Source organism: Burkholderia sp. AU33545 (genome assembly GCF_020419685.1).
Lineage (GTDB): Bacteria > Pseudomonadota > Gammaproteobacteria > Burkholderiales > Burkholderiaceae > Burkholderia > Burkholderia diffusa.
This window is the reverse complement of record NZ_JAIZRQ010000002.1, coordinates 325780-345935: the sequence shown is the minus strand read 5'-3', so window position 1 is coordinate 345935 and position 20156 is coordinate 325780. Positions and strand designations below refer to the sequence as shown.

The window sequence follows — 20156 nt, the reverse complement described above, 5'->3', positions numbered from 1 at the left end:
GAGTCAATTCATTGCCTGGTCAATTTCTGCCGTACCTGGATTTGTTGCATCGGTAACAGAAGATTGCGAGCCGGAAAATTGATCGCGATCAGCCCGGCAGCGGGCGGGGCTCAAGTTTTTTGCAGGCTAACCGTAATCCAGAGTGCCGCGGACCGATTGCCGCGGCACTCTTTACCGCTCACGTCCCGTCATGAACCTGAACGCCCTGTTTTCCCGCTTCTCGATCCGTACGCGGATTTTTTCCACGCTCGGCCTCGTCGCCGCGCTGCTCGTTGTTTCGGGCCTGATCGGCCTGACCGGCATGCAGAGCTCGAACCGTGCGCTCGACGAGGCCTATACGCGCCAGCTGGCCGCGAAGACCGCGCTGTCCGCCGCGAGCCTGAACCTGACGATCGTGCGCACTACGCTCGACCGCGCGCTGCTGCATCCCGAAGCGCCGGAAGTGCCCGATCTCGTCAACAAGGCCGAGAACTATCTCGCGAAGGCCGACGCCGCGTGGCGCACCTACGCGACGATGCCGCACGACGGCGACGAAGGCCCGCTCGCGACGCGGCTCGACGCCGCGCGCCAGGCGCTGATCGGACAGGCGTTGAAGCCGTTGATCGACGCGATTCGCGCGGGACATCGCGACGATGCCGACCGGCTGCTGATGACGGTCGCGCCGCCGCTGTCGGTCGCGCTCACGCAGGCGACCGATGCGCTTGACGCGTACCAGGCCGTGCGCGGCAAGGACGTCTACGACACCGCGCAGACCTATTACGGCTGGATGCGCGCGGGCGCGATCGCCGGCATTGCGTTCGGTCTCGCCGCGTGCCTCGGCTGCGCGATCGGCCTGCATTTCGCGATCACGCAACCGGTGAACCGTCTGCTGTCGCATTTCCGCCGCCTGTCGGACGGCGACCTGACGTCGGAAGTGCGCTGGTCGTCGCGCGACGAGATGGCCGAGCTGGTCAAGGGCGTGACGGGCATGCAGCGCAGCCTCGCCGATACGGTGCGCCAGGTCAGCCAGGGCTCCGAAGCGATCTCGACCGCGACGCACCAGATCGCGGCCGGCAACACCGACCTGTCGCAGCGCACGGAGGAGCAGGCGTCCGCGCTGCAGGAGACGGCCGCGAGCATGGAGCAGCTGACGGCGACCGTGAAGCAGAACGCCGATCACGCGGTCGAGGCGCAGGCGTGCGCGGACAACGCGAGCGAGATCGCGACGCGCGGCGCGGCGGTCGTCGGCGAAGTGATCGGCACGATGAACGAGATCGACCAGAGCTCGCAGAAGGTGGCCGACATCATCGGCACGATCGAGGGCATCGCGTTCCAGACCAACATCCTTGCGCTGAATGCGGCGGTCGAAGCCGCGCGCGCGGGCGAGCAGGGCCGCGGCTTCGCCGTGGTCGCGGGCGAAGTGCGCACGCTCGCGCAGCGTTCGGCGTCGGCCGCGAAGGAGATCCGCACGCTGATCGGCGAGTCGGTCGAGCGTGTCGCGACGGGGTCGCGGCTGGTCGGCGTGGCCGGCGCGACGATGCAGGACATCCAGCAGGCGATCGGCCGCGTGACGGGCATCATGACCGAGATCGCGGCCGCGTCGAACGAGCAGCGCGACGGGATCGAGCAGGTGAACCGCGCGGTGTCGCAGATGGACCAGGTGTCGCAGCAGAACGCGGCGCTGGTCGAGCAGGCGGCGGCAGCCGCCGCTTCGCTCGAGGAGCAGGCCGACGGGCTGCGCCGGGCGGTGGGGGCGTTTCGCGTCGCGTGACGTGCGGCGGCGGGCGGGGCGGTCGGTCCCGCGCGCACCCGCCGCCCGCCGTGTCAGCCGCCCGTGAGTTGCGCGGCCGAGCGCGCCGACGCGACGAGCAGCAGCTTCATCGTCGCGCGCGTCGCGCCGACGAACAGCTTGCGGGCCGCGCGCGCATCGAGCGTGTCGAAGTCGATCTCGGTGAGGATCACGCACGGTGCGGATTGCCCCTTGAAGCGATAGATCGAATCGAGCAGCACGTCGCCTTCGCGATATTCAGGGTTGCCGAACAGGTCGTACTTGCCCGTGAAGCGCTTGACCCGATGCGGGCCGAGCTGGTCGAGCCGCGCGAGCACCGAGCTTTCGCGGCCGCGATACGACAGCACCGCGATGTCCTGCTTGCGGAAGCCGAGCGACAGCGCGTGCGTGATCGCGCGCTTGGTCGCGTCGATGCACGCGTCGGCGAGCGCGTCGCCCGCGCCGTCTTCCCCGTATGACGACACCGTCGGATCGGAACCGTCGAACGGGCTGCCCGAGCGCAGTTCGGCCGCGAGCGGCTCGACGCGGCCGACGACGTCGCGCACGAATTCGAGCAGGTCGCGCGGGCTGCGGTAGTTCGTCAGCGCCTTCAGCGTGACCCAGCCGGGCAGCGCGACGGGCTCGCGCAGATAAAGGTTCTGCAGCGGATCTTCCAGCCACCACCATGCGCCGTCCGGTGCCAGCAGGCGCTCCAGTGCGGCCGCCCACGGCGCATGGAAATCCTGACCTTCGTCGACGATCAGCACATCGAAGCGCCAGCGTTCCGGAACCGGCGCTTCCGCGAAGTGCGCCTCGAGTCGCTCGAACGCGCCGGGCGCGTCGAAGTCGGGCGTATAGCCGCCGTCGCGGGCCACCCAGTCGCACAGCTGATGGTAGTTCGCGATCTTCGCGCCGGGCGGCGCGATGCGCGCGATGTAGTCGGCGAGCGGCCGGTTGAAGCATACGTAAAGCACGCGCTTGCCGGCCGCGACCGCATCGCGCATCGCCTGCACCGCGAGCTGCGTCTTGCCCGAGCCGGCGGTGCCCGTCACGCGCAAGCGGAACGGCGTGAACTCGAGCTGGCGCGCCCACGCGGCAAGCCCGCCAGACAGCCGCGTGACGAGCGTGCCGGCCTGCCCGACGAGCGCGCTCGTGTCGGGCGTGAGCGCCAGCTCGTCCGCGAGGAAATGATGCAGCTTCGCTGCGTTCGGCAACGGTTCGTCGTGCTCGGGCAGGATCTGCAGGATCACCTGCGCGAGCTGCGCCTTGCGCGACGCGTCGACGATGCGGTCGGCCGCGACGCCTGCGATCGCCGTTTCGCGGATCGCGTAGTCGGGGCAGTACAGCAGCGCCTCGACGCCGTAGACGCCCGCGCCGAGCGCGGCGGTCAGCCGCCGGTGCAGCGTCTCCTGCGTGCGCGCGAGCTGGATCGGGACGTTGCGCTCCTTCTGCAGGTAGACCTTCACGAGCCCCTTCGGCGTTTCGCGCAGGAAGCCGGCCTTCTGCTCGATCAGCAGCACGCGGCCGGCCGGGCTCACGACGACGAACGCCGCTTCGCCGAACACCGAGAAGCCCTGGTCGGCACGCGTCCAGTGCACGCCGTGATAGACGGTGTAGCTGTCCGGCAGCGCGTGTTCGAGGGCGGCAAGCGTCTCGCGCTCGCGTTCGGCCGCACCGGTGGCGGCGAGGTTTTTCCAGTCGTCGGGAATGAGGCGGGCCATGAAGTCGGGCGGCGCAGGCCGGTCGTGAACAGGGTCCGGCTATTGTACTGAGGAACCGGTTCACGGCCGCCGCGCCGCGCGGGCGCCGGCCATGCGAAAGAGGGGGCGTGCGTGCGGGAATTACCCGCGTGCGAGCCGCTTCGCGAGATCGGCGCTGAGGATCGCCATGCGTGCGGGCTTTTCGTAGCAGACGACGTCGAATGCGCGGATCACTTCGCTGATGTCCGCTTCGCTCGCGCGGCCCGTGAGCAGGTCGCCCGTCAGCACGAAGATGGGCGCGCCCGGATTGTCGGACGTGCGCACTGCCTTGATCGCGGTGGCGGCCGTGCCGTCGTCGAACAGCCATTCGGTGACGACCGCGTCGAACGCCTGGCCCTGCAGCGCGTCGACGAACGGCGCGAGCCCGTCGAATGCGGCCGTCGCGAAACCCTGCCGCTCGAGATAGCGGCACAGCTCGGTCGCGCTGACGCGATCGGGATCGATCACCGCGACGACGAGCTTGTCGCTCTCCGCGCGGCGCGGATAGATCTCGATCTTGTGCACGTCGTACGCGTTCTGGTACAGCACGCCCGTGTGGCGCAGCACGCGCCAGCGGCCGTTCTGTTCGTACGCGACGAACTCGGGGCGCGCGCCGGCTTCGAGCGGCGCGCCGATCCAGGCGGTACACGGAATTTCGGCGACACCGGCGTACAGGACGGCTTCCTGCGAATAGGCGCCGACCATGCCGGGGTCGAGCGTCTGCGCGCCGAACAGTTGAGCGGCGGGCTCGCCGTACGCTTCGGCGACTTTCTTGATCTGCGCGAGCGTCCATGGGCTGCTGCCGCGCAGTTTGCGGTGACCCTGCGAAAAGCTCAGGTCGAGGATGCGGCACAGCTCGGTGGTTTGCTGGCGCTTGCCGATGCCGTTGCGAGTCATTAGCTCGCGCACGCGCTCGGCAACCGCGAGGGAATCCGTGGTGATTGCTTCAGTGGTCATGCTACGGGAACGGATCGTGACGTTCAGAACGACGCCTTGCGGCAGTCTCGGCGGACAGTCTTGACGACGTCCAGGGGCGAGCCGACCGGCCACGCGCGGAAAAGATAACTTTACCGCAAAACGACTGTCATTCAATGTCGCAAAAGGTGCGTTTCTGTGAAAGGTGTGTCACGACGTTACGCACGATCCGGCGGCGTGTGCCGCGCGCCGCTGCCCCGCTCGCAACCTTCAGGCACGGATCGCGAGGGGCCTGGACAGGATTCCTTGTCTGGCCGCGCGTAATTGCGCCGCACTGCCGAAGAAGTGCACCAAAGTAGGGCGAATTCATGGCCGGGAACCGCGGCATCATGTCACTCTGGCGGCGACAAATTTTTACAGGACGTCGTGCGCCAGGCTCGACGGAGTCGCGTCTTATACGCGGATTGTTTGACGGTTTACTCTAAAAAACCGATGCTGCCCCGTTTCGGGAGCGGGCGTGAATGCGGCGGGGGCCCGTGCTACGATTTCGCGGTCTCAAAATAGTGTTGAAGCGATGCAGAAGAAATTTGTGATGCGCGGGTACGAGATGAACTGCGAACCGCGCGTGACGGAGGACGGCAAGTACGCCGCCCAGGTCGAGGTCACGAAGCTGGGTTTCAGCCGCGAGGCGGCATTCCGCAAGCTGGGCGAATTCGATACCGAAGCGGATGCCGTCGCCTATGCGAAGAAGTTTTCCGAAGAATGGCTGAGCCGCTACGCGTAGCGCGTCGTTCGGCCGTGCAGGACGGGCACGCTCATTCAACGCGAAAAACACGACGGACGTTCCGAATGCCCGGCGTGGATGGCATTGGCGAAGCGCCGCAGGATCGCCGGTTACACGGCGATCCTCCAGTGTCCATCTCTTGAGAAGTGCGAACCGATGGATCGACGCGCGTGCCATCGCGGCCATCGATCGACGGCGGCCGAATGCGATCGACCTACGCCGGCATGTACGTGAACGGTTCGCCGTCCTCGCGCTCGACCGACAGCATCCGCTTGAGTTGATCGAGCGCGAACAGCTGCGTGCCTTCCGCCGCCGCTTCGGCTATCGCGGCATCGACGAGTTTCCTCGCGCGCGCGAGGATCACGGATCGCTGGCGCGCGATCTCGAGCACCATGCGTTGCTCGATGTTCTGCCGGCTCGATTGCTTGTCGCTCAGGTGGCGCCAGCGATCGCGAAGCTCTGCCCAGGTGACGCGCTGAAATTCCGGAATCGCGTGCGGGAGCGTGCCGGCTTCCGCGGGCTCGGGCCGCGCACGCAATGCACAGCGCAGCGCTTCGCGGGCGCGCCACTCATCCGAAAACGGCGCATACACGTCACGCGTGCGGCCGATCGGATTCGCGCGTTCGATCTCCTTGTCGAGCAGGTAGCCGAGCCGCCGCAGCGCGGAGCCATGCGCGAGCATGGCCGGATCCAGCACGCGGATCCGGCGCGACGCATCCGCGACGTGCGCTTTCAGTTCCCACAGCGTCAGGCGGAGGTGCTGCACTTCGAGTATCAGGCGCTGTACGTCTGCGTAGGTGCACTTCGTCCACCATTCGGTGAGGTCGTTCAGCTTCGGGGGATCGAATGGGGGGAGGATCATTTTTACTGCAGCGATACTGTATGGATGTACAGTTTATCGCGCGGTAACATAGCGCCGTCAAGGCGAAAAAATGGGGACGGCCGATGAGCGGAAAACGACCGGCAGCGGGGCTGCGGCCGGTCCGTTCATCGCGCGTCCCGCACGTTCGCCAGCCCCGTCCGGAACCCGACCGCATGATCCGGTGCATGCCATCGCGAACGTCGATGGATGCGCCGGACGTATCAACGCCAACAGAGAACAATGACGACAACCTATCCGCTGCATGACACATTGACGCACGCCGACTCGGCGTTTCCGGCCGAAGCCGACATCGTGATCGCCGGCGCCGGCATCATGGGCTGCGCGGCCGCCTATTACCTCGGCCTGCGCGGCCTGAAGGCCGTCGTGCTCGACAAGTCGCGCATCGCCGGCCAGCAATCGACGCGCGCTTGGGGCTTCGTGCGGCAGCAGGGCCGCGAGTCCGCCGAAGTGCCGCTGATGATGGCCGGGATGCGGATCTGGGAAGGGCTCGAGCAGGCGCTCGGGTTCGATCTCGAATGGCGGCAGGGCGGTTGCCTCTATATGGCGGACAACGAAGACGACTGGGCATCGTTCCAGGCGTGGCTCGCGGTCGCACGCGAACACGGGCTCGACACGCGCACGCTGACACGCGCGGAAATCGACGCGCGCGTGACCGGCCTGTCGGCGCAAGCGCGCACGCTCGGCGGGTTGTATACGGCGACCGACGGGCAGGCCGAGCCGCGCCGTGTGGCCGCCGCGTTCGCGGCGCGCGCGACCGAAGCCGGCGCGCGTTTCTTCGAAGGGTGCGGCGTAACGGCGATCGAGACCGCCGGCGGCGCGGTCGTCGGCGTCGTGACCGAGCGCGGCACGATCCGCACGCGACGCGTGATCTGCGCGGCCGGCGCGACCAGCTTCCGGCTGCTCGACGGCGTCGGCATCCGGCTGCCGCAGCAGGCCGTGCGCGGCACCTGCATGCGCACCAACGTGCTGCCCGACGTGTCCGCATCGACGATCTGGGGGCACGGCCTCGGCATTCGGCAACGCAGGAATGGTGCGATCAATCTCGCCGACGACATGCAGGTCGACGTCGACCTGACGCTCGGCCACCTGCGCGGCTTGAGCCTGTTCTGGCCGGAGTTCTGGTCGCAGCGCGAGAAGTTCCGGCTGCATCTGAATGCGGCGGCGTGGCGGGATGTCCGCGCGCGCATCGGCGGTGGCGGCGGCGCGATCGAGCCGCGCGATCCGCAGCCGCAGCCGAATCGCGCGCATGCGCCGCGCGCGCTCGCGAAGCTGAAGGCGATCTTTCCCGCGCTGAAGGACGCGCAGATCGTCGAGGCCTGGGCCGGCCTGATCGACGTGGTGCCCGACGGAATTCCGGTGATCGACGCGCCTGGCACGCCGTCCGGGCTCGCGATCGCGACCGGCTTCTGCGGGCACGGCTTCGCGATGGGGCCGATCGTCGGACGGCTGCTGGCCGAATGGGTCGATACGGGCGAGCCGTCGCTCGACCTGTCGGCGTTCCGTGCACGGCGTTTCGCCGACGGGACGATGGTCCGGCCGCGCAGCATGCTGTAGCGGACGTGCGCGCGTGTTCCCGTCGTAGAATCGAGCCCGCAATCTTCAGGAGATTCCCCGTTGGCAACGCCCTCCGACAAGCGCCGCCCGTTGCGCTCACGCCTGCGTCGTGCCCGCGACCCATGGCGGGCGCCGCGTGCGCGCACGCTGTTCACGCGTCCGGCGACGTCGCCGCGGCGCACGCTGCTGTTCCGTCTCGGCGCGGTCGTGGTGCTGTGCGTGCTCGCGTTTCTCGTGCTGTATCTCGATCGCGACGGCCTGCGCGATTCGACCAAGAGCACGCCGATGAACGTCGCGGACCTCGTGTACTTCACGATGGTCACGGTCGCGACGGTCGGCTACGGCGACATCGTGCCGGTCACCGCGCGCGCGCGTCTGATCGATGCGTTCTTCATCGTGCCGATCCGCATCGGCATCTGGTTCATCTTCCTGGGCACGGCATATCAGTTCGTGATCCAGCGCGTCATCGAGGAATTCCGCATGAAACGCCTGCAGAAGCAGCTGTCCGATCACATCGTCGTATGTGGCTACGGCCTGTCGGGGTCGATCGCCGTGCGCGAGCTGCTCGAAAGCGGCGTCGATCCGTCGACGATCATCGTGATCGACGCGCAGCAGCAGGCGCTCGAGGCCGCGACGTCGCTCGGCGTGACCGGGCTGCTTGGCGATCCCGCGCACGAGGATCTGCTGCAGCAGGCGCAGGTGCGCGCGGCGAAGGCCGTGATCATCTCGGTGACCGACGACCCGACCGCGATCCTGCTGACGCTGTCGGTGCGCAGCATCGCGCCGGAGACGAAGATCGTCGTGCGGATCCAGGAGAACCTGTATCAGCGGCAACTGCGGCAGGCGGGCGCGGACGTGATCGTGTCGTCGACGAAGATCGGCGCGCTGCTGCTCGCGGACGCGGTGCACAGCCGCTATATCGTGCCGTTCGTGAACGACATGCTGTCGACGCGCGGGCGGGCGACGCTGCTGGAGCGCGAGGCGTTGCCGCACGAGATCGGCTGCATGACGAACGTCGTGCCGGGCGCGATCGTCGTCGGGCTCGATCGCTGCGGGAAGATCCATTCGTTCTACGAGGATCCGCCGTGCCGGATCGAGGCGGGCGATACGCTGGTCGTGATCCAGTCGGCTAGGATTCCGGACCCGGACATGTGAGGGCCGGTTGGGCAATAACCCGGCATGGCAGCCACTGCCGCGCCGTGACCTGTGCATCCCCGCTTGATAAGCCACCGCGCGTTATTTAGTATGACGTAATCGCGTCGTGCGCCGCGCACGAGCGTGATCATCGAGGAGACACATGCAATTCAGGTCGGCGGCGCCCCAGACGATCGTCGTGATCGGTGTCGTGATTGCCTGCGCGCTCATGGGTCTGTGCGTGCTGCAGTTGTTCCAGAGCCGCAACGACGCGCTCGAGCGGGCGAGCGAAACTTCCCGCAATCTGGGCCTGATCGCCGAGCGCGACATCGAACGCAATTTCGAACTCTACGACCTGTCGCTGCAGGCGGTCATCGCCGGGCTTCAACGTCACGACGTGATGGCTGCACCGGCGACCTTGCGGCGCGCGGTGCTGTTCGATAACGCGATGACGGCACAGTTTCTCGGTTCGATGCTGGTGCTCGACGCCGGCGGCAACATCGTCCTCGATTCCGCCAGCGACGTGCCGCGCCGCGGCAATTTCGCCGATCGCAAATACTTCACCGTCCACCGCGACAATCCGGATGCAGGGCTCTATGTCAGCGACCCGTTCCCGTCCCGCCTGCGCGGCGGCTCGCTCAGCATCGGGCTCACGCGGCGGATCTCGAACCCCGACGGCTCGTTTGCCGGCATCGTGCTCATCGCGGTCAACCTCGAGTATTTCCATCACCTGTTTGCCGGCCTGTCGCTCGGGCAACATGGATCGATCTCGCTGATCGGCAACGACGGCGTGATGGTGATGCGTCAGCCGTACGACGTCCACACCGTCGGTCGCGACATCAGCCAGGCCGCGACGTTCAAGCGGTTCCAGGCCGCGCGTGAGGGCGTGTTCTCCGAAACCGCGTCGCTCGACGGCGTGCGTCGCCTCTACTACTTCAGGCACCTGCCGAAGCTGCCCCTGATCGTCATGGTCGCGGAAGCGGAGCAGGATATCTATGCGGCATGGCGGCACCGTGCCGTGACGATCGGCGCGCTGGTGGCGACGTTCGGCGCCGCGTTCATCGCGGTGTCCTTCATGCTCGGCACGCAGCTCCGGCACCGGATGCGCGCCGAGTCGGAACTCGTGCTGCTCGCCCGCACCGATGGTCTCACCGGCCTGAACAATCGCCGCAGCTTCGCGGAAGTGCTGGATCGCGAATGGCGTCGTGCGCGGCGCGCACGATCGGTTTTCTCGTTGCTGTTCGTCGATGTCGATCGCTTCAAGGCCTATAACGATACCTACGGCCATCAGGCGGGCGACGACGCGCTGGCCGCGGTCGCGCGCTGCATCGGCGACAACATCCGACGGCCGGCCGATACCGCGGCCCGCTATGGCGGAGAGGAATTCGTCGTGCTGCTCCCCGATACGTCCGAGCCGGGCGCCGCCCAGATTGCCGAGCGGATTCGCGCGGCGATCGACGAGCTGCCGCTCGAGCACGCCGGCAGCGAATACGGGCATGTCACGGCCAGTATCGGCCTGGCGAGCTGGACGCCCGAGCACGATGCCGAGGCCGACGCCGTGATCAAGGCAGCCGACGAGGCGTTGTACTACGCAAAGGCGACCGGCCGGAACAAGGTTGCCGCCTTTCAGCCGCCCGCGTGACGCGAGTCACGACATGCGGCCGTAAGACGTTATGACGTACACCGAATAATTTATCGATTTATATCGGTTGGGAATGCCGGATCGCGAGAACAGAATCATCGCTTCCGGAACCCGAACGCATGTGTGCCGGCGCTCCAGCATCCACTTGTCGTGGTGATGGTGACCGCGTGTGCACGTGTCGGGTTCCTGTCTCCACGTAGACTTCGCCGGCCATGCGGCGAACAAGGGAATGCGATGAGTTCGATCGACCTGAACGCTGTCACGCCGGTTTCCGCGCCCATTCGCTCGGCGAGCGATGTGGCGCGCCTGATCAATTCGACGGACAGCTCCGTCGGCCATGCACGGATGATCGTGCTGCTCGCGCTCGGCGGCGTGTTTCTCGATGCGTACGATCTGACGACGCTGTCTTACGGCATCGACGACGTCTCGCGCGAATTCGGCCTGACGCCCGCGCTGACCGGGCTGGTCGGCTCGGCGATCATGATCGGCACGATCTTCGGCAGCCTGATCGGCGGATGGCTGACCGACAAGATCGGCCGCTACCAGGTGTTCATGGCCGACATGCTGTTCTTCGTGATCGCGGCGATCGCGGCCGGGCTCGCGCCGAACGTCTGGGTGCTGATCGGCGCGCGCTTCGTGATGGGGCTCGGGGTCGGCATCGACCTGCCCGTCGCGATGGCGTTTCTCGCGGAATTCTCGAAGTTCAGCGGCCGCGGCAACAAGGCGTCGCGGCTCGCCGCATGGTGCCCGATGTGGTACGTCGCGTCGTCGGTGTGTTTCCTGCTGATCTTCGGCATGTATTTCCTCCTGCCGGCCGAGCATGCGGGATGGCTGTGGCGCGCGTCGCTGATCTTCGGCGCGGTGCCCGCGCTCGTCATCATCCTGGTCCGGAATCGCTTCATGAACGAATCGCCGTTGTGGGCCGCGAACCAGGGCGATCTGGCCAATGCCGCGCGCATTCTTCGCGAGTCGTACGGCATTCACGCCCATGAAGCGGACGATGTGCCGCGTGCGCCGAGCCAGCCGCCCGTGCGGATTCGCGTGCTGTTCCAGCGTCCGTATCTCGGGCGAACGATCGTCGCCAGCGTGATGAACCTGTGCATTCCGTTTGAATACACGGCGATCGCGTTCTTCCTGCCGTCGATCCTGTCGCAGTTTCTCGGCGCGGGCGTGTTCGAGACGATCGCGGCGTCGCTTGCGCTGAACGTGCTGTTCGCGTTTACCGGCGGCTTGCTCGGCATGCGCCTTGCGTATCGATATCCGTCGCGCCACGTCGCGATTGCGGGTTTCGCGCTGCAGTTCGTCGCACTCGTCGCGCTCGCGCTGGCGGGGCATCCGCATGGCGCACTCGCGGTCGGCCTCGTGCTGCTGATGCTCGGCACCTGGCTGTTCGCCGAGGGCTTCGGGCCGGGTGCGCAGATGATGATCTATCCCACGCTGTCCTATCCGGCGGCGATCCGCGGCACGGGGGTCGGCTTCGGGCGCTCGCTGTGCGGAATCGGCCAGGCGCTCGCGCTGTTCGTGCTGCCGATCCTGCAGGCCCGTCTCGGCACGGACATGTTCTGGGTCGTCGCAGTCAGCGCGGCCACGCCGATCGTGTTCCTGTTGATCGTGCGCCATGAACCGACGGCGCGCGATATCGACGACGAGGCGGCGGCGTGAAGGCGGGCCTTGCCGGGATCCGCAAAACAAGTTCGCCGCAACGCCGGCCTTCGCGCTACAGTTGGCGTCATCCGCCTTCCGCCGAAGGCCGACCGAGGTCGAACCATGCAACTTCAAACCGGCAACCTGTTCAATGTCGAAGCAACGCGCGGCAACGACGAGCGGGTCGATGTGCTCGTCGCCGGCGCGCGCCTGAACGTCGAGCGGATCGTGTCACTGGGGCATACGAGCCCCGACGGGTTCTGGTATGACGATTCGCGCGCCGAATGGGTGGTGCTGCTGTCGGGCGCCGCGGTGCTCGAGTTCGAAGCGGACGCGACGCTGCACGACATGCGCCCCGGCGACTACGTGCTGATCGAACCGCATTGCCGGCATCGCGTCGCGTGGACGCATCCCGACGAGCCGAGCGTCTGGCTCGCGATCTATCACGACCGCTGAAACGCGCGGGGCGCCGCGTTACCCGCGCCCCACGAACGGCATCGTGGTCGCCATGATCGTCATGTTCAGGATGTTCGTATCCAGCGGGAGATTCGCCATCTGCACGACCGCGTTCGCGACATGCGTGACGTCCATCCGCGCCTCGGGCGCCATGCGTCCATCGGCCTGCAGCACGCCTTCCGTCATGCGATCCGTCAGCGACGTCGCCGCGTTGCCGATGTCGATCTGACCGCACGCGATGTTGTACGCGCGGCCGTCGAGCGCGAGCGACTTGGTGATGCCGGCCACCGCGTGCTTGGTGGCCGTATACGCGATCGTGTTCGGGCGCGGCGTATAGGCGGAGATCGAGCCGTTGTTGATGATCCGGCCACCCTGCGGCGTTTGCGCCTTCATCACGCGCCACGCGGCCCGCGCGCACAGAAAGACGCCCGTCAGGTTCGTCGCGACGACGTCGTTCCATACGTCGAACGCGTATTCGTCGAGCGGAACGGCCGGCGCGTTGCGGCCGGCATTGTTGAAGAGGACGTCCAGCCGCCCGAACTGCCGCGCGATCTGCGCGAACGCGTGTTCGACCGATGCTTCGTCGGTGACGTCGGCCGGAAATGCGTGTGCGTCGCCGTGGGCGGCGACGATCGCCTCTTTCGTCTCACGCAGCGATGCTTCCTTGCGTCCGATCAGCGCGACGGTATATCCGGCGTTCGCGAGTGCGATTGCCGCCGCGCGACCGATGCCGGATCCGGCGCCCGTGACGACGGCGATCTTCTTCGAGACAGACATGGCTTGATTCCCTGCGGGTTGGGTGAGGAAAGCGGCGGCGGCCGCGCGATGCACTCGCCGTGCGCCGGTCGAAGCGACATGCTACCGCGCACGCCGAATTACGCGACGCGCGCGACTATTTCCTGCGCGCAGGCGGCGCCTTCCGTGTGCGCGTTCCGGTTTCCGCGAACAGGCTGACCACGACCTCCCGCAACCAGCGGTTGCCTTCGTCCTGATTCACGCGCGCATGCCACAGCATGTGAATCGGCGCGCCTGGCAGCGTGACCGGCAACGCGCGCCAGCCCAGCGAAAACGGCGCCGCGAGCTGCAGTGCAAGATGTTCCGGCACGGTCGCGATCAGGTCGGTGCGCTGCAGGATGTAGCCGACGCTCATGAAATGCGGCACCGTCAGCCGCACGCGGCGTTTCACGCGGCGCCGCTTCAGCCATTCGTCCACCTGCCCGTGACCGGTGCCCGCCGACACCACGACCAGATGTTCGGCGTCGCGCCACGCGTCGACCGTCAGCGGCGCGTCTTCGAGCGGATGCCCGTGCCGGAACAGGCACACGTAGCGCTGATCGAACAGCCGGCGCTGATAGAACCCGCCCTGAAGTTGCGGCAACAGCCCGATCGCGAGATCGACGCGGCCGTCGGCCATCTCGTCGCGGAGGTTGACGCTCGTGTTGCGCACCGTATTGAGCGCGATGCCCGGCGCTGCGCGCGACAGGTGTTCGAGCAGCGCGGGCAGAAACACGACTTCGCCGATATCGGTCATCCCGATCGTCATCGTACGCGACGCGCGCAGCGGATCGAACCCGGTCTCGGGGTTGAGCGCGGCATGCAGCGTCGACAGCGCGTGCGCAACCGGTTCGGCCAGGCGCAGCGCGAACGGCGTCGGGACCACGCCGCCCGGGCCGCGCACGAACAGCGGATCGCCGAGCCGGCGGCGCAGCTTCGCGAGCGCGTTGCTGACGCCCGGCTGGCTCATGTTCATCTGCTCGGCGACGCTCGACACGCGCCGTTCCTGCATCAGCCGCTGAAACAGCAGCAACAGATTGAGGTCGATCTCGCTCAGTTCCATTATTCGGCGTGGCCTCCGGTCATTCCGTACAGTGATGAAGCAGATTCCCGGCATTTTATTGTGGGATGACGAGACGCTGCTGAAAATACCGACACGGCGCAGGCATTCGACAGGCGCGCCGGGCAGGTCACGCGCGCCGCGCGCCTCGACCACGCATTACTTGAATATCGGAGACACGTTCATCATGCAGACGAAACTGAGGATCGCGATCGTCGGTGCCGGCATCGGCGGCCTGACGCTGGCGCTTGCATTGCGCGAACAGGGCATCGACGCGCAGCTGTACGAGCAGACCGACGTGCTGCGCGAGGTGGGGGCGGCCGTCGCGCTGTCGGCCAACGCGACGCGTTTCTATGAACGGATGGGATTGCGCCCGGCTTTCGACGCGGTGTGCGCGGAGATCCCGGGCCTCGTCTATCGCGACGGACGCAGCGGCGCGGTGATCGGCCATCATCGCGGGGAGCCCGACTACCGCCGGCAGTTCGGCGGCTCGTACTGGGGCGTGCACCGCGCTGACCTGCAGGCGATTCTGTCGAAGGCGGTCGGGGTCGAGCAGATTCATCTCGGCCATCGGCTCGTCGATCTCGCGCAGCATCCGGAACGCGTCACGCTGACCTTCGCCAACGGCGAACGCGTCGACGCCGATCTCGTGATCGGTGCGGACGGCGCGCGTTCGATCACGCGGCGCTGGATGCTCGGCTACGACGACGTGCTGTATTCGGGTTGCTCGGGTTTTCGCGGCGTGGTGCCGGCCGAGCGGATGGACCTGCTGCCCGATCCCGAGACCATTCAGTTCTGGGTCGGGCCGCACGGCCATCTGCTGCACTATCCGATCGGCGACAACGGCGACCAGAACTTCCTGCTGGTCGAGCGTCATCCATCGCCGTGGCCGTCGCGCGACTGGGTCATGCCGGCGGAGGAGGGCGAGCAACTGCGCCTGTTCGGGGACTGGCATCCGGCGGTGGTGCAGATGATCACCGCGGTGCCGATCAGCCAGCGCTGGGGGCTGTTCCACCGGCCGCCGCTCGGCCGCTGGAGCCGCGGGCGCGTGACGCTGATCGGCGATGCCGCGCATGCGCTGGTGCCGCATCACGGGCAGGGCGCGAATCAGTCGATCGAGGACGCGATGGTGCTGGCCGCGCAACTGGCAAAGGCGGGGCCGGGCAACTGGCGCGAGGCGCAGGAGGCTTACGAGCGGCTGCGGCGCGGCCGCACGCGCAAGGTGCAATACGCGTCGATTTCCGCGGCCGACGTGCTGCATCTGCCCGACGGGCCGGCCGCGCAGGCGCGCAATGCGCGGCTCGGCGAGCGCGACAGCGTGCTGCATCACCTGGACTGGATTCACGATTTCGACGCACTCGCCGACGAGCCGAACGAGCGGCAAGGCGGGACATGGCTTTGACCTGACAGGCGCGGCGCAAGCCGCGGCAGTGCGCCGGGCGACCGGTGCGGCGGTTACGCGGTCGTCCGTCGGGAATGCGGTCCGGCCGCGCTGCCGTCACGCGTAGTCGGCCAACTGTTCCGCATCGCGCTTGACCTGTTCGATGTCGCGAAACCGCGCGGCCGGATGCGCGTCCGGCAGCCGCGCCGACCCGCCGAACAGCTTCTCACGCAGCGTGCCCGGCGCGTATTCGGTCGGATAGACACCGCGCCGCTGCAACTCCGGCACCAGGTAGCGCACGATGTCCTCGAAGGTTTCGTGCGCAACGGCATACGCGAGATTGAAGCCGTCGACGTCGGTCGCGGCGACCCATTCCTGCAGGATGTCGGCGACGGTCCGCGCGGAACCGACGAATACGGGCCCCATCCCGCCGATGCCGCCCCAGGCCGCCAGTTCCTCGATCGTCCATGCGGTATCGCCGCCGGCCAGATGCTCGACAGCCGACACGATCGCATTCGTCTCGACGCGCCGGACGGGATCGGTCGGTGCGTACTGGCCGAAATCGATGCCGGTCCAGCCGGACATGAACACGAGCGAGCCGTCGTACGAGACATAGCGGCGGTACTCGTCGAATTTCGCCTGTGCCTTTTCGTCGGTCTCGTCGACGATCACGGTGACGAGGTTGTAGATCAGCACGTCGTGCGGGTCGCGACCCGCGGCCGCGGCTTGCGCACGCACGTCGGCGACATAGCGCGCGAGTTGAGGGCGCGTCGGCGCGGCGACGAACACGCATTCGGCGTGTCGAGCGGCGAACGCCTTGCCGGGGCCGGACGCGCCGGCCTGGAACAGCACCGGCGTGCGCTGCGGCGACGGTTCGCACAGGTGATAACCGGGCACGTCGAAGAAGCGCCCCTTGTGGCCAATCTCGTGCACCTTCTCCGGATGCGTGAACACGCGGCCGTCGCGATCGCGCACGACCGCGCCGTCTTCCCAACTGCCTTCGAACAGCTTGTACAGTACCTCGACGTATTCGGCCGCGACCGCATAGCGGTCGTCGTGCGTGCGCAGCCCGTTGTCGCCGACGTTCTTCGCGCCGCTTTCCAGATACGACGTGACGATATTCCACGCGAGCCGGCCCTTCGTGTGATGGTCGGCGGTCGACAGCCGGCGCGCGAACGTGTACGGATGCTCGAACGTCGTCGACGCGGTGATGCCGATGCCGAGATGCTCGGTCGCCATCGCGATCGGCGCGGCGAGCTGCAGCGGATCGTTGACCGGAATCTGCGCGGCCTGATGCAGCGCGTGGTAGTTGCTGCCCTGGTAGACGTCGTAATAGCCGATCACGTCCGCGATGAAGATCGCGTCGAAGATCCCGCGCTCGAGCACGCGCGCGAGATCGGTCCAGTAGTCGAGATCCTTGTACTGCCACGAACGATCGCGCGGATGCGCCCACAGGCCGGGCGACTGATGGCCGACGCAATTCATCTCGAACGCGTTGAAGCGAATGGTCTTGCTCATCGTGCGGCTCCCGATTCCGTGCCGGCGCCTGCACTTGCACCATTGCCGACGCGCCAGACGAACGGCGGCGTGCGTCCGTTGATGACCCAGTCGCCGACGATCCGCGCCTTGTAGACGAGCGGATTGTGCGACGACACCGTGCGCGCGTTGCGCCAGTGACGATCGAGCGCGGTCGTACTGCGCGTCGCGGAGGCGCCGAGCGCGTCGAACAGGCGTGTCGCCGCGCGCAGCACGAGTTCCGACACGACGAGCTGGCTCTGCGCGGATTCGATTTCGGCCGCGACGTTCGCGGCACGTTCAGCCTCATCGTCGCCACCGAAGCGTGCGACGTACGCCTGCTGCAGCGGCTGTGCGGCGCGCAGCGCGAGCGCATCGGCCGCATAGGCCCACGACGCGATTTCGCCGATCACCTGCTGAAGTTGCGCATCGTCGCCGGCGCGCGCTGCGTTGCCGTGGCTGTATACGCGCGAGCGGTTGCGCACGAGTTCGCCCGCGTCGCGCACGATCGCATGGCCGATGCCGGCCAGCGTGGCGACATGGAACAGCTGGTAGAACGCGGTCTGGTATTTGAAGCGGCGTGCGAAATCGATCACGTTGTCGGCGTCGACCGCCGCATTCTCGAAGCGTGTCGTGCCGCTGCCGGTCGTCGTCTGGCCGAAGCCGTCCCAGTCGTCGTCGCGGATCACGCCGGGCTGCGCGGTGGCGACCGCGACGATCACGTCGCTGCCGTCGTGCGCGCGCTGCGCGAATACGTCGATCCAGTCCGCGAACAAACTGCCGGTGCTGTAGAACTTGCGGCCGTTCAGCACGAACCGGCCGTTCTGCTCCGACACCTTGGTGATCGTCTGGCCAAGCGGGACGTCGCCGGCTTCCGACCATGCGTTGCCGACGAGCTGGCCGCTCGCGAAGCGGTCGAACCACGTCGTGCGCAGCGGCCCGGGCGGCGCGTTCAGCCAGTCCTCGACGAACGCGAAGTGCCCGCGCAACGCCTGCGGCAGATTGGAATCGGCGGCGGCGAGTTCGGTCAGCAGCCGGAACAGCTGCGGCAGCGATGCGCCGGCACCGCCGTCGCGCACCGGCAGCCGTATCGCGCCGAAGCCGGCGGCCTTGAGCCAGCCGATCGCTTCGTGCGGCAGTTCGCGGCGGCGTTCGCGCTCGGCGGTGCCGGCGGCGATGCGCTCGAAGAGGGGGCGAAACCGGCTCGCGAGTGCGTCGTAGTCGGTGCCGGTGGAAAGATCGGTATCTGCGTGCGACGAAGTCATGCGGTGTTCCTCGAAGGGCGGGGCCGTTTGCATCGGGATGCCAGTATAGGAAGCACGCCGCGCGCATTCCAATAACGGATTCGCAGATCGTTATCGTCGCTGCGCATTACGCGGATCAACGACGGGAGGCGTCGACGCTCGGGCATCGATTGCGATGCCGAAGCGCGGAGGCGGACGTCGTTCTGTGCAATGTAGTTTGTTATCCGAAGGAATATCGATACGAGAATCGCTCGGTTTGCCGGCTTGCGTGACGCTGCTAGATTGAGTGCTTTCGTCATTCGACAGGAGAGCTCGATGTCAGATACGAGTGCGACGATTCAGGCGCGCCCGGCCGACGCAGGACCGCAGGTTGCCCGCGTAATCGCCGACGACGCGCAGGCGATCGCGGTCGCGCATGCACTTGCGCAGCGGCTGGCCGAAGGGGCAGCAGAACGCGATCGCGAGCGCCGGTTGCCGCGCGACGAGATCGAATGGTTCTCGCAGTCGGGGCTGTGGGCGATCACGGTGCCGAAGGCGTACGGCGGCGCGGGTGTATCGCACGTGACGCTCACCGAGGTGATCAAGATCGTTTCTGCGGCCGATGCGTCGCTCGGGCAGTTGCCGCAGAATCACTTCGGGCTGGTCGACGTGATCGCGCTGACCGGCACCGACGCGCAGAAGCGCCATTTCTTCGCCGAAATCCTCCGCGGCAAGCGTTTCGGCAACGGTTTCTCGGAGAAGGCCACGAAGCATGTGCTCGACCTGAAGACGCGCGTGCGGCGTGATGGCGACGACTATCTCGTCGACGGCACGAAGTTCTACTCGACCGGCGCACTGTTCGCGCACTACGTGCCGGTGCTCGGCCTCGACGATGCGCGGCAGGCGTGGCTCGCGTACGTCCCGCAGCCGACGCCCGGGCTGACCGTGATCGATGACTGGTCGGGCTTCGGACAGCGCACGACCGCAAGCGGCACGGTGGTGCTCGACAGCGTGCGCGTGCCGGCTTCGCATGTGCTGAACGCGCAGCGCGTATCAGACGAACCGACGCTCAACGGCCCGCTGTCGCAGATCATCCAGGCGGCGATCGATGCCGGCATCGCGAGGGCCGCGATCGCCGATACCGAGACGTTCGTGCGCACACGCACGCGGCCCTGGGTCGACAGCGGCGTCGAGCGCGCGGTCGACGATCCGTTGATCGTCCGCGAGATCGGCCGTCTGCATATCCAGCTGCATGCTGCGGAAGCGCTGCTCGAACGCGCGGCGCGCACGCTCGACGAGATCGGCGCGCGCGGCACCGTGACCGACGACGATGTCGCGCGTGCGTCGGTCGCGGTCGGCGAGGCGAAGGTGCTCACGACCGAGATCGCGTTGCTCGCGGGCGAGAAGCTGTTCGAGCTGGCCGGCACGCAGTCGACGCTCGCCGAGCACAATCTCGACCGGCACTGGCGCAATGCGCGCACGCACACGCTGCACGATCCGGTGCGGTGGAAGTATCACCTCGTCGGCAATTACTACCTGAACGGGGTGCGGCCGGCGCGTCACGCGTGGAATTGAACCGACGCTTTCGCGAGCCGAAATGTCGCGCGCGCCAGCCATGCTGCGCAGCACGGGCCGTCTCCCGGGCGAACGTTCCATCACATCGCTGAGCCGCATGCCGCCCGGACTTTGTCCTGCGCGGCATGCG

16 protein-coding genes are annotated in these 20156 nt (G+C 67.2%); 9 read left to right on the top strand and 7 right to left on the bottom strand.

Going from position 1 to position 20156, the window contains the following annotated elements:
- Positions 1–190: 190 nt before the first annotated feature.
- On the top strand, positions 191–1750 hold the full coding sequence (locus tag LGM71_RS07395; protein WP_226114466.1) for a methyl-accepting chemotaxis protein: 1560 nt from the start codon (positions 191–193) through the stop codon (positions 1748–1750).
- A gap of 53 nt (positions 1751–1803) precedes the next feature.
- Here the strand turns inward: LGM71_RS07395 and LGM71_RS07390 are convergent, their stop codons facing one another.
- The gene (locus tag LGM71_RS07390) at positions 1804–3468 is read right to left on the bottom strand and encodes an ATP-dependent helicase (protein WP_059607118.1); all 1665 of its coding nucleotides are present in this window, start codon (positions 3466–3468) and stop codon (positions 1804–1806) included.
- 120 nt (positions 3469–3588) lie between these two features.
- Positions 3589–4443 (bottom strand): helix-turn-helix domain-containing protein, encoded by an 855-nt coding sequence (locus LGM71_RS07385; RefSeq protein ID WP_059607120.1) that lies wholly within the window; start codon positions 4441–4443, stop codon positions 3589–3591.
- Between the two features lie 532 nt (positions 4444–4975).
- Here LGM71_RS07385 and LGM71_RS07380 point away from each other — a divergent pair.
- Positions 4976–5185, top strand: a complete 210-nt coding sequence (locus LGM71_RS07380; RefSeq protein ID WP_059464641.1) for a hypothetical protein — start codon at positions 4976–4978, stop codon at positions 5183–5185.
- Positions 5186–5399: 214 nt separating this feature from the next.
- Here the strand turns inward: LGM71_RS07380 and LGM71_RS07375 are convergent, their stop codons facing one another.
- Entirely contained in the window at positions 5400–6047 is a 648-nt protein-coding gene (locus tag LGM71_RS07375) for a hypothetical protein (RefSeq protein ID WP_226114465.1), read from the bottom strand.
- A 240-nt stretch (positions 6048–6287) separates the two neighbouring features.
- Here LGM71_RS07375 and LGM71_RS07370 point away from each other — a divergent pair, with 240 nt between their 5' ends.
- The 5 genes from LGM71_RS07370 to LGM71_RS07350 all read left to right on the top strand — a co-directional run bounded on the left by LGM71_RS07370 (position 6288) and on the right by LGM71_RS07350 (position 12498).
- Positions 6288–7622, top strand: coding sequence for an NAD(P)/FAD-dependent oxidoreductase (locus LGM71_RS07370; RefSeq protein WP_226114463.1), 1335 nt, complete (start codon positions 6288–6290; stop codon positions 7620–7622).
- 60 nt (positions 7623–7682) lie between these two features.
- Positions 7683–8777: a potassium channel family protein gene (locus LGM71_RS07365; RefSeq protein ID WP_124904089.1), complete on the top strand. Its 1095-nt coding sequence runs from the start codon at positions 7683–7685 to the stop codon at positions 8775–8777.
- A gap of 142 nt (positions 8778–8919) precedes the next feature.
- Positions 8920–10398: a sensor domain-containing diguanylate cyclase gene (locus LGM71_RS07360; protein ID WP_226114461.1), complete on the top strand. Its 1479-nt coding sequence runs from the start codon at positions 8920–8922 to the stop codon at positions 10396–10398.
- Between the two features lie 234 nt (positions 10399–10632).
- Positions 10633–12060 carry an MFS transporter gene (locus LGM71_RS07355; RefSeq protein WP_175815697.1) on the top strand — a complete coding sequence of 476 codons (1428 nt, stop codon included), beginning with the start codon at positions 10633–10635 and terminating at the stop codon, positions 12058–12060.
- A 105-nt stretch (positions 12061–12165) separates the two neighbouring features.
- The gene (locus tag LGM71_RS07350; protein WP_124623124.1) at positions 12166–12498 is read left to right on the top strand and encodes a cupin domain-containing protein; all 333 of its coding nucleotides are present in this window, start codon (positions 12166–12168) and stop codon (positions 12496–12498) included.
- 18 nt (positions 12499–12516) lie between these two features.
- Here the strand turns inward: LGM71_RS07350 and LGM71_RS07345 are convergent, their stop codons facing one another.
- On the bottom strand, positions 12517–13275 hold the full coding sequence (locus LGM71_RS07345) for an SDR family oxidoreductase (RefSeq protein ID WP_059607135.1): 759 nt from the start codon (positions 13273–13275) through the stop codon (positions 12517–12519).
- A gap of 115 nt (positions 13276–13390) precedes the next feature.
- On the bottom strand, positions 13391–14335 hold the full coding sequence (locus tag LGM71_RS07340) for a LysR family transcriptional regulator (RefSeq protein ID WP_226114460.1): 945 nt from the start codon (positions 14333–14335) through the stop codon (positions 13391–13393).
- 184 nt (positions 14336–14519) lie between these two features.
- Between LGM71_RS07340 and LGM71_RS07335 the strand changes: the two genes are divergently transcribed.
- Positions 14520–15734, top strand: coding sequence for an FAD-dependent monooxygenase (locus tag LGM71_RS07335; RefSeq protein ID WP_226114459.1), 1215 nt, complete (start codon positions 14520–14522; stop codon positions 15732–15734).
- Between the two features lie 96 nt (positions 15735–15830).
- On the opposite strand, the gene LGM71_RS07330 is transcribed toward LGM71_RS07335, so the two are convergent.
- On the bottom strand, positions 15831–17231 hold the full coding sequence (locus LGM71_RS07330) for an LLM class flavin-dependent oxidoreductase (RefSeq protein WP_226114457.1): 1401 nt from the start codon (positions 17229–17231) through the stop codon (positions 15831–15833).
- Positions 17228–18493: an acyl-CoA dehydrogenase family protein gene (locus LGM71_RS07325; RefSeq protein WP_124623115.1), complete on the bottom strand. Its 1266-nt coding sequence runs from the start codon at positions 18491–18493 to the stop codon at positions 17228–17230. The genes LGM71_RS07330 and LGM71_RS07325 overlap by 4 nt, the downstream gene beginning before the upstream one ends.
- A gap of 294 nt (positions 18494–18787) precedes the next feature.
- Here LGM71_RS07325 and LGM71_RS07320 point away from each other — a divergent pair, with 294 nt between their 5' ends.
- Positions 18788–20026, top strand: coding sequence for an SfnB family sulfur acquisition oxidoreductase (locus LGM71_RS07320; RefSeq protein ID WP_226114456.1), 1239 nt, complete (start codon positions 18788–18790; stop codon positions 20024–20026).
- Positions 20027–20156 lie beyond the last annotated feature (130 nt).

Bases quoted from the DNA above. Each gene is read 5' to 3' on its own strand.
- LGM71_RS07360 (WP_226114461.1), top strand. From the start codon at position 8,920: ATGCAATTCAGGTCGGCGGCGCCCCAGACGATCGTCGTGATCGGTGTC.
- LGM71_RS07350 (WP_124623124.1), top strand. From the start codon at position 12,166: ATGCAACTTCAAACCGGCAACCTGTTCAATGTCGAAGCAACGCGCGGC.
- LGM71_RS07380 (WP_059464641.1), top strand. From the start codon at position 4,976: ATGCAGAAGAAATTTGTGATGCGCGGGTACGAGATGAACTGCGAACCG.
- LGM71_RS07330 (WP_226114457.1), bottom strand. From the start codon at position 17,231: ATGAGCAAGACCATTCGCTTCAACGCGTTCGAGATGAATTGCGTCGGC.
- LGM71_RS07325 (WP_124623115.1), bottom strand. From the start codon at position 18,493: ATGACTTCGTCGCACGCAGATACCGATCTTTCCACCGGCACCGACTAC.
- LGM71_RS07395 (WP_226114466.1), top strand. From the start codon at position 191: ATGAACCTGAACGCCCTGTTTTCCCGCTTCTCGATCCGTACGCGGATT.
- LGM71_RS07390 (WP_059607118.1), bottom strand. From the start codon at position 3,468: ATGGCCCGCCTCATTCCCGACGACTGGAAAAACCTCGCCGCCACCGGT.
- LGM71_RS07355 (WP_175815697.1), top strand. From the start codon at position 10,633: ATGAGTTCGATCGACCTGAACGCTGTCACGCCGGTTTCCGCGCCCATT.
- LGM71_RS07385 (WP_059607120.1), bottom strand. From the start codon at position 4,443: ATGACCACTGAAGCAATCACCACGGATTCCCTCGCGGTTGCCGAGCGC.
- LGM71_RS07335 (WP_226114459.1), top strand. From the start codon at position 14,520: ATGCAGACGAAACTGAGGATCGCGATCGTCGGTGCCGGCATCGGCGGC.
- LGM71_RS07320 (WP_226114456.1), top strand. From the start codon at position 18,788: ATGTCAGATACGAGTGCGACGATTCAGGCGCGCCCGGCCGACGCAGGA.
- LGM71_RS07340 (WP_226114460.1), bottom strand. From the start codon at position 14,335: ATGGAACTGAGCGAGATCGACCTCAATCTGTTGCTGCTGTTTCAGCGG.
- LGM71_RS07345 (WP_059607135.1), bottom strand. From the start codon at position 13,275: ATGTCTGTCTCGAAGAAGATCGCCGTCGTCACGGGCGCCGGATCCGGC.
- LGM71_RS07375 (WP_226114465.1), bottom strand. From the start codon at position 6,047: ATGATCCTCCCCCCATTCGATCCCCCGAAGCTGAACGACCTCACCGAA.
- LGM71_RS07370 (WP_226114463.1), top strand. From the start codon at position 6,288: ATGACGACAACCTATCCGCTGCATGACACATTGACGCACGCCGACTCG.